This window comes from Bacteroidales bacterium, from assembly GCA_029210725.1.
Taxonomy (GTDB): domain Bacteria; phylum Bacteroidota; class Bacteroidia; order Bacteroidales.
In genome coordinates, this window is record JARGFM010000039.1 from 18,834 (window position 1) to 27,470 (window position 8,637).

The 8,637-nt window shown below is 46.9% G+C and carries 6 protein-coding genes and 1 pseudogene; 6 read left to right on the plus strand and 1 reads right to left on the minus strand.

All coding sequences use genetic code 11. The features are described 5' to 3' along the window. Positions 1-43: 43 nt before the first annotated feature. The 3 genes from P1P86_15225 to P1P86_15235 are packed head-to-tail and all read left to right on the plus strand — an operon-like array spanning position 44 to position 4,224. Entirely contained in the window at positions 44-1,315 is a 1,272-nt protein-coding gene (locus P1P86_15225) for an oligosaccharide flippase family protein (protein ID MDF1576537.1), read from the plus strand. Continuing rightward, positions 1,296-3,152: an O-antigen ligase family protein gene (locus tag P1P86_15230; protein ID MDF1576538.1), complete on the plus strand. Its 1,857-nt coding sequence runs from the start codon at positions 1,296-1,298 to the stop codon at positions 3,150-3,152. The genes P1P86_15225 and P1P86_15230 overlap by 20 nt, the downstream gene beginning before the upstream one ends. Then, positions 3,142-4,224, plus strand: coding sequence for a glycosyltransferase (locus P1P86_15235; protein ID MDF1576539.1), 1,083 nt, complete (start codon positions 3,142-3,144; stop codon positions 4,222-4,224). The genes P1P86_15230 and P1P86_15235 overlap by 11 nt, the downstream gene beginning before the upstream one ends. Positions 4,225-4,243: 19 nt before the next feature. Here the strand turns inward: P1P86_15235 and P1P86_15240 are convergent, their stop codons facing one another. Then, a complete protein-coding gene (locus P1P86_15240; GenBank protein MDF1576540.1) occupies positions 4,244-5,260 on the minus strand; it encodes a glycosyltransferase family 2 protein in 1,017 nt (338 codons plus the stop codon). 136 nt (positions 5,261-5,396) lie between these two features. Between P1P86_15240 and P1P86_15245 the strand changes: the two genes are divergently transcribed. The 3 genes and pseudogenes from P1P86_15245 to P1P86_15255 all read left to right on the plus strand — a co-directional run bounded on the left by P1P86_15245 (position 5,397) and on the right by P1P86_15255 (position 7,951). Further along, positions 5,397-5,705, plus strand: coding sequence for a hypothetical protein (locus P1P86_15245; protein MDF1576541.1), 309 nt, complete (start codon positions 5,397-5,399; stop codon positions 5,703-5,705). A gap of 16 nt (positions 5,706-5,721) precedes the next feature. Continuing rightward, on the plus strand, positions 5,722-7,305 hold the full coding sequence (locus P1P86_15250; protein ID MDF1576542.1) for a M28 family peptidase: 1,584 nt from the start codon (positions 5,722-5,724) through the stop codon (positions 7,303-7,305). A gap of 115 nt (positions 7,306-7,420) precedes the next feature. After that, a pseudogene (locus P1P86_15255) lies at positions 7,421-7,951 on the plus strand (DUF1080 domain-containing protein). Positions 7,952-8,637 lie beyond the last annotated feature (686 nt).

Consider the following 8,637-nt stretch of genomic DNA (forward strand, 5'->3'; position numbering starts at 1 on the left):
TCTGGATTAATGGCGATATTTGCCGGAGCATTCAGCATTATTAATGAATCCACTTAACTACCTGAGAAAGGATATTTTCAAAGACCTGAGCTTCCTCATGGGGGGGACCTTGATTGCCCAGCTGATCCCCATCCTGCTTCAACCCGTTCTCAAAAGACTGTTCACTGTTGAGGAATTCGGCATATTTGATATTTATTTCAGGTCCGTAGGGCTCCTGGCCATTGTTTTCTCGCTGAAATACGAAAAGGCCATCATCCTGAGCAAGACAAACCGGGATGCTGCATCTATTTACGCGGGTATCCTCTTACTCGGGACGGTGTCGTTCCTGATCACAGAGCTGGTTCTGATTGCTCTAAGCAGTTTAGGAATCGAGTTTAAGGGGATCCCGGAATCCCATTCCTGGATTGTTTATCTGATCCCGCTGTCTGCACTTTTTTTTACCATTAACCTGTCCTCCCAGTTAATGTTCATCAGGCAAAAGCGCTTTATGGCTTCCTCCTCGCTGAAAATATTCCGGAGAGGATCAGAAGGCCTGATCCAGACCGGTGCGGGCTTTGCAGGCAAGTTCGCAGGCCTGCCGCTTGGTGAGTCAGCCGGGAGTTTTACTGCAGCTCTGACAGGCTTCCTCAGATTAAGAAAAGACCTGCGTAAGAACCTTCCTGTAAATCTTCTGAGAAGCATTAAGGAGAACGCTGAAAAATATGCTGAATTTCCCAAATATGCCTTTGCATCCAGTCTGTTAAACACCTTTGTTCTTAGCGCACTTACTTTCCAGATATTTGCTAAATTCTCCCTCCAGGAAGTGGGCTACGCAGAATTAACTCAAAGGATGCTGGCCGTTCCCAGCGCCCTCATCGGTGTTTCCCTGGGGCAGATTATTCTACAGCGAATCTCTGCAGCATTTAACAACAGTGCCTCGGTGATAAAACTATTTGTGGGATTCCTCTTGTTTGGAATCCTGATTGCGATTCCGTTTTTTGTTACGATATACTTCTGGGGACCGGAAATCTTCGGATTTGTTTTCGGAAAAGAATGGACATTATCCGGAGTATATGCGAAATATCTGGTCAGCAGCTCGGCTTTTCTCATTTTTATCTCCCCTATGGGACAAATACTGATCGGCCTGCATAAGATTAAAACAAACTCCATCTGGGAACTTGGGAAGTTCCTGATCATAGTCAGTCTGTTTCTGATCAATTTTGAAACCATTACCAGCTATCTGAAAGTATACAATCTGCTTTTGATATTTATATATCTTTCCTATCTGATAATCATCCTGTGGAATATACGTAACTATGAGAAAGCTATCTCATAAGGGGGGAAATAAGCTCATCTTCCTGGGAAGTACGGTTCTGATATTTACACTTTACCTGGTCTATTCATATAATAATATCAAAGGCAGGAGTTACATCTATGAGCCCGTATTTGTTAGTCTGGAAGGGCAGCTCCCGGAGAAGACAAGCCTCCGGCTGAACTATCAAACCTTTAATGATCCCACCATCAGTCATCCAGGCACCCTGATAAGCAGAGACACTTTAGGATCAGTAACTTATATCTTCAAAACTGACTCTTCCTATCGCATGTCCAATTTCGCCATTTATTTCCGTGCTCTCATGGAGGACGAAGAAATGACTATTTCGGGTATTAAGATTTCTAATGATCAAGGTACGGAATTCTCCTATTCCCTTCTGGAGAAAGATCTTATCCCTTCGGGAAATCTTGAACTGTATCCACTTGATAACGGAGGGGTCCGGATAAAAAAGATCCCCGGTGATACATCCATGGGATCTTCCCTATTCTTTTATACCCGGACCGGCTTCAATGGAGTCTTTGTGAAAACCAATGCCAGGGAGCTGGTTGTTCCATCACTGCTCGCTCTCCTGTTCATTTTAATACTGGCTGCATGCCTGTTTTACAGCCTGTATCCGGTAATTGTCAGGATCAACGGGAACGGGATCTCAATGGGAGCTTATCTTCTGGCTCTGGCCATTGTGCTTATGCCTAGCGGGGAGAAAGCCAGCAACCTGATTCTTGCTCTGGCAATTGTGGCTGGATTTATCAGGGAATTCCGGGAAGGTTCAATACGTAAATGGACCAGTGAAAACCGGGGACTCCTGCTAGTAATCATGACCCTTATTATCATCTACCTGATTGCTTTTCTGTTTAACAGGAATGATCCTTCTACACAAAAGCTTTTAAAGATAAAATACGGGCTCCCCATGATCCTGCTGGCTATAGCTATCAATACCAGACACCAGCATGAGCTTCGTTTTCAATATGCCGCCCTGATCTCAGGGGTGATTATATCTGTATTCATTCATCTTGGATGGACCATTATGCTGATTGATGCCGTGGAGCTGAAAAGCAAGATATTCTCCAATCCGCAATATTATATGGAGTCAACTATTTTTTCAAGGATACATCATTCCTATCTATCAGCCCTCTACCTGGCCGACTTTGCCACCCTGTATATTCACAGGGATATTCTTTCACTGCGCAAAAAAGAAATACTCTTATTCAGCCTGGTCATGATTGCCGGTTTGCTCTTCGCATTCTCCAGGGCAGCCATCCTTGCTCTTCTGCTGATTCTGATCTTCTTCATCCTGAAAAGGGTCTTAAACTTATTCATGACTGAAATAACAAGAGTTACCCGGTTCATGCTTGCATCTGCTCTGACCATAAGTATTCTTGCCATAATCTTTGTTGGCTTCAGGGCTGATCCCTTACCACCCACTGATCCGGTCAAAGGTTTATCCACCAGAATCGAGCTCTGGATAAAAGCAGCAGATCTCATCAAACAAAAGCCAATTACCGGATGGGGACCGGGAAAATACGAAGATGTCTTTGAAGAGAGCAAGAGTCTCTCGTCCTATAACAGCAACAGATGGAGGGTATTGAACACACATAATCAATTCCTGGAAACAGCCGGTATGTTCGGCCTGCCTGCAGGTATTGGACTGGTTTGGTTTCTGTTGTTCCCGACGGGATTTTCCCGGCAACCCACAAAGTACTCTGAGTTTATCATGATAGTAGCGATCATATTTATAACCGGGTTTTTCTTCGAGTCCTTATTAAACAGGAATCTGGGTATCCTGGTCTTTGGGCTGTGTTACGGATTGCTTATTAAAACGAAAAATACCTATGGTAGTTGATCATATTTGTGTCAATTACGGCGCTGAACTTTTTCAGGAGTTGTTCAATGCAATTCAGGACCATAGAATCGAACAGAACGTTTTCTACCCCAGAAACTCAAAACACCGTATTGCGGATCCAGACCGCCCCTACAGGATTGATTCTCCATTGGTACTGAGCGCCTTAACAAAGATATCCTTTTCAAGAAAGCGATTCATTATGCGCCAGCAATACGAACCCTTGTTCCTCAGGAACAAACCCGACCTTTTACATGCCCATACCCTTTTCAGCGACGGATCCCTGGCCTATGATTTCTTCAGGCAATACCATATCCCCTACTTGGTTGCGATCAGATCCTCGGATCTGGATGTTTTCCTGAAATTTAAACCATGGCTATTATCTCTGGGCAGACAGATCGTGGAAAATGCCCGGAATATTATTTTCATCTCGCCTTCTATAAGAAGAAAGTTCCTGGATAAATTCGGGGATAGTTTCGAATCCAAATCCCTGATCCTTCCCAACGGGATCAATCAAAGCTTCTTTCAGAACAAGGCACCCGTAAAGAGAAAGCCCCAAATCCCGCCGGAATTATTATATGTGGGCAGCTTTCTAAAGCGCAAGGAGGTTCCGGCACTGATAAAACATGTTGAAAAGACCGGTGCCAGGCTAAGCATTGTTGGCCATGGAGGCAGCCAGGAAAAGAAAGTTCTAAAAATGATCCGGAAGTCAGACAAAATCACATTTTTAGGACGAGTAGACGATCCATCCAGACTCATTCAGATTTACAGACAATCTGATATCTTTGTGATGACTTCCAGAAGAGAAACCTTTGGGCTGGTATACCTGGAAGCCATGAGCCAGGGACTGCCTCTGATATACTCAAAAAACACGGGGATAGACGGGCTTTTTGAAGAGGGGAGTGTCGGTTACGGAATAAGTCCCGGATCTGTGTCCGGGATGAAGGAGGCCACAGAAAAAATCCTGTCTGACTACTCTGTGATCTCCGGAAACTGTGTTTCACAAGCGCATAAGTATAACTGGACAAGCATCGCAGAGAGTTATATGGCACTATACTCAGATGTACGAGGCTGATTGTGATAAAATCCGATAATTACCCTGTCGTGCGTTGAACCGGAGAAGTCCGGACCAACAATCTGAACAAGCCAATTAAGACTCCGAGACCATGTGAAATATGAAAGGCCAGGAAGCTAAAGGGCAGCACCAGAATATCGGCCGTCTTATGATAACGCACAGCTTGCTGAACGGAAGAAAAGAGCGCTAATAGAAAATAGACACCCATCACACTGAACAGCAAAATCCTGGCCCATCCGAAAAATAAAGAAAGTGGAATGCCAATAAGCAGGGAAAACGTGAAGACAGCCGATATGGCATGCCGGATATTAAAGGAATGAGGAGCTACGTACCAGGCATAGGGATTATAAGGTCCCTGTATAAAGATCTGCTTCTTTAGGAATTTTCCCAGGCTGGGCTGGTTGAAATAGGTAACTTTAATATCCGGGTTCACCAGGATTTTTCCTCCGTGTTTGATAATTCTCTTGTTCAATTCATAGTCCTGGCAACGGATCAGCCGTTCATCAAACTTCCCGATTTTTTTAAATACGCTCATCTTATAAAAACCAAAAGGAACCGTATCCGTATATTTCTCAACCCTCTGTCCCACTCTGAATCCGGAATCCCCCACCCCAAAACGATGGGTCGAGATAGCCTGTACCAGGTGACCGGAATAGGATGAAGATCCGGGAAGAGTTTCCAGGATCCCTCCCACATTATCAGCCTCGGTCCTGAGAGAAGTCCGGTACAGTTCAGCCAGGTAGTTCACCGGATAGATGGCATGTGCACCCAGCCATGCCATGAATTCTCCCTTTGCTTTATCAATGGCCAGATTGATTCCATGCACCTGGTAGCGCCTGGGATTATCTATCACTTGCAATTCGGGAAATTCCTTTTGAATGCTTTGAATAATGTCTCTTGTATGATCGCCTGACATCCCGTCCACCACGAAGTACTCCAGCTCCTCTCCTTCCGGCCTGGTAAATGCCAGGGCACTGCGAACAGCACGCTCAATATAATTTTCCTCGTTATAGCAGGTGATTGCAACTGTGATCATCTCTATGCTTGTTGCCGAAAATATTTTTGAGTTTCAGGGTGGCTCTGCAAAAATAGTAATTTGCTATTAGGGAGCAAGTAAGAAATTGATAAGCTTGCTGTTTAGGCACTGAGTTTTATTAAATTTAGGCCAAATAATGAGATTTTACTCCAGATATATCCTGCCGGAGCTAATCCAGTGGGCCTGCAGCAACGGCTCCAGCGATGACAAACGGGCCATGGTGGTTGCCCTGGCATGGGGACGGGTACTGGAAAAAGGCACGGAACGCTGGCAGAACCTTGTGAATCCTCTCTGGAAACGGGTAAGCGGGGGGTGTAATCTGAACCGGGATATTCCGGGTCTTCTGAGACAGCATGGATTTAACACAGACGATACAAGTACCCGGTATATGCCGGGATGGCGACTCACCAGCTACAGCTACTGGGGATCGGCCCTGAAACTTTAAAACCAAAAGAAATCCTATGAAATACTGCAGCTTTTCAATCCTCCTGGCCGGACTGCTATTTGGCAGTTGCCAGAGTAGCACAGAGCAGGAAACCCTCGAACAACGCATAGACAGAATTTCCCGGGCCGAAATGGAGAGCGTGGCCGAGTTGCTGGGGCACGATCTGTACGAAGGACGTGCCCCGGGCACCCGCGGCGGGGAACTGGCGGAGGTAACCATGCAGGGCCTGTTCAAACTGATGGACCTTGCTCCCGGGATGGAGGATTCCTACTATCAGCCCTTCGTGATGACAGGCTTTTCAAACGAAGGATTTGAGATCAATGCCAATGGCATGAAGCTGAATTACCCGGACGATGTGGTGGGTTCCTTTACGGTGAAAGAGGAAGAGATCGACCTGGAAGGGGAAGCCGTTTACGTGGGATTTGGTGTAAAGGCGGATATCTGGGACTGGGACGACTATAAGGATGCAGATGTGAGAGATAAGATCGTGATCTCCAGGGTCAATGATCCCGGCATGGTGAATCCGGATATTTTTGAAGGCAGCACCCTGACCTACTTTGGACGATGGACCTGCCACATCGAGGAGGCAGAACGCCGGGGGGCGGCCGGGATTCTGCTGATCCATACCGATGAAAGCGCCGGATACGACTGGAACGTGGTGAAGAACTCCTGGTCCGGCGAAGAACTGTTTATTGACCCCGACCTGCAGAACAATCTGAAATTCAGGGGATGGATCAGGGAAAGCAGTCTCCGGGAGGTGCTTGATGCTGAACAAATCGACCTGGATAAGCTGTATGAAGATGCTGCATCAAAGGATTTCCGGCCGGTGGATCCGGGCATTCGTATCCGGATCCAGGGGAACAACACCTTCAGAGAGGTGATGAATCGCAATGTGGTGGCTGAGATCCCGGGGAAAACCAGAGAGAGGATCGTATTGAGCGCTCATATTGATCACCTGGGAATGGATCCCGGTGTGGAGGGAGATCAGATCTACAACGGTGCCATTGACAACGGAACAGCTGTGGGCGCGATGATGGTGGCGGCTAAAATCCTGAAAGAGTTCCAGGATGAGCTTCGTTATACCATCACCATCCTGGCCTGCAATGCAGAGGAGTCGGGACTTCTGGGATCAAAATATTATGCCCGGAACAGCGAGCGGAACAGCATCATCGCCAATATCAATTTCGAGTCCACACCGGTCTGGAGCGAGGCAAAAAGCATCATGGGCATCGGTGCCCGCTTTTCCGGTTTTGAAGAGATTATCCAGAACCTGGCCCGTGAAAACAATCTGGAGTACTCCACCTTCTCCCTCTCCAACCAGGGCCTGTTTTACCGCTCCGATCAATTCTCTTTCGCCCGTTACGGCATCCCTTCAGTCTGGATTTCCGCCGGAGAGGATGAAATATCGGGTGCACGGAACTATACGGAGTTCTGGGGAAAGGATTACCATACTGTAAAGGACGAGTACGATCCCGGCTGGGACCTGGGGGGAATGAAACAGACCATCAGATTTGCCCTGCTGCTGATCGAACAAATCAACCGGATGAAAACGGCCCCACAAATGAAGAGCGATGTTTCCTTCCCGGTGGAGGATAACTGAAAATGAATTGTATCTTGCTTACGAACCACTAAAACATCATAAAATGAAACGATTTGTAATTCTCCCGATGATTCTTGTGCTTTGCTGCCAGGGCGTGATTTTTGCTCAGGCCAAATCAATCTTCAACGGGAAAGACCTGACAGGCTGGACCATCTACGGAACCGAAAAGTGGTATGTGGAGGACGGACTACTGATCTGTGAAAGCGGACCCGACAAGGAGTACGGCTATTTGGGGACCGAAAAGAAATACAAGGATTTTGAGCTGACCCTGGAATTCAAGCAGGGCGCCGATGGCAACAGCGGGGTGTTCTTCCGTTCATCCATCGAAGGAACCAGAATCACCGGCTGGCAGGCCGAGGTGGCCCCTCCGGGACATCATACAGGGGGCATTTACGAATCCTACGGAAGGGGATGGATCATCCAACCGGATCCTGAGCTGGACAAGCACCTGAAGTTCGGTGAATGGAACAGCATGAAGCTGCGCGTGGTGGGCGGACTGGCGGAAACCTGGCTGAACGGTCAGAAGATGATCACCCTGGAAGATGAAAAGATCGGGTCTGCCACTGGAATCATCGCCCTGCAGATTCACTCAGGGGGTGGAATCAAGGTGCAGTGGAGAAATATATACATTGAAGAGTTACAATAAAAAGAGGAGAGAAGCTGTAGATTCGGTATGGGGCCTGGCACTAACTGAATTGCTGCTATCCAAAGGAGCTGATATAAAAGCCAGATCCAATAACGGAACAGGGGCATTTACAAACTGTACCTTAGGGATCATATTGGGAAGGGTTGGTTTCGAAGCGGCAGAACTGCTCCTGAGAACGATGCCGAGATAGATGAGATTAATAAAACAAAGTATTATCGCGGTTACACTCCTTTGTTCTGGTCCGTGGTTCACAATCTGGAACCAGAGTACTTTGTTATAATTCATATTTTGAAATACCGCTCCTGGTAATGGCCCCGCTTATGAGGACTTTCATTTTTGCAAAATCCTTCCGGCTTCCAGTATGGGCACTATATTCCTTCCTGTTTTCATCATCGGGACACCCCGGGCGGCTTTTAGCGGGATTCTGCCCGGAATCCTGACCTGGGTTCTGCCCTGGATCTCTCACCCGTTCCCGCTTCCTGGAAAGAACAATGTTATATATTCAAGATGGGCTTGTGGAGCAATTTAGTGCTTCGTTTCATTTGATGTTATACATCATCTCTTTCAGGTCTGCAGCAGGCTGGCCAGCGAAAGTATCATTGTGTACCTGTAGTTTGATGCATAGTGTACCTGTAGTTTGATGCAAAGTGTACCTGTAGTTTGATGCAAAGTGTACCTGTAGTTTG

What these genes read in the sequence shown, in the direction of transcription:
- P1P86_15225 (MDF1576537.1), top strand. Translation starts at nt 44, where the DNA reads ATGAATCCACTTAACTACCTGAGAAAGGATATTTTCAAAGACCTGAGC.
- P1P86_15230 (MDF1576538.1), top strand. Translation starts at nt 1,296, where the DNA reads ATGAGAAAGCTATCTCATAAGGGGGGAAATAAGCTCATCTTCCTGGGA.
- P1P86_15235 (MDF1576539.1), top strand. Translation starts at nt 3,142, where the DNA reads ATGGTAGTTGATCATATTTGTGTCAATTACGGCGCTGAACTTTTTCAG.
- P1P86_15240 (MDF1576540.1), bottom strand. Translation starts at nt 5,260, where the DNA reads ATGATCACAGTTGCAATCACCTGCTATAACGAGGAAAATTATATTGAG.
- P1P86_15245 (MDF1576541.1), top strand. Translation starts at nt 5,397, where the DNA reads ATGAGATTTTACTCCAGATATATCCTGCCGGAGCTAATCCAGTGGGCC.
- P1P86_15250 (MDF1576542.1), top strand. Translation starts at nt 5,722, where the DNA reads ATGAAATACTGCAGCTTTTCAATCCTCCTGGCCGGACTGCTATTTGGC.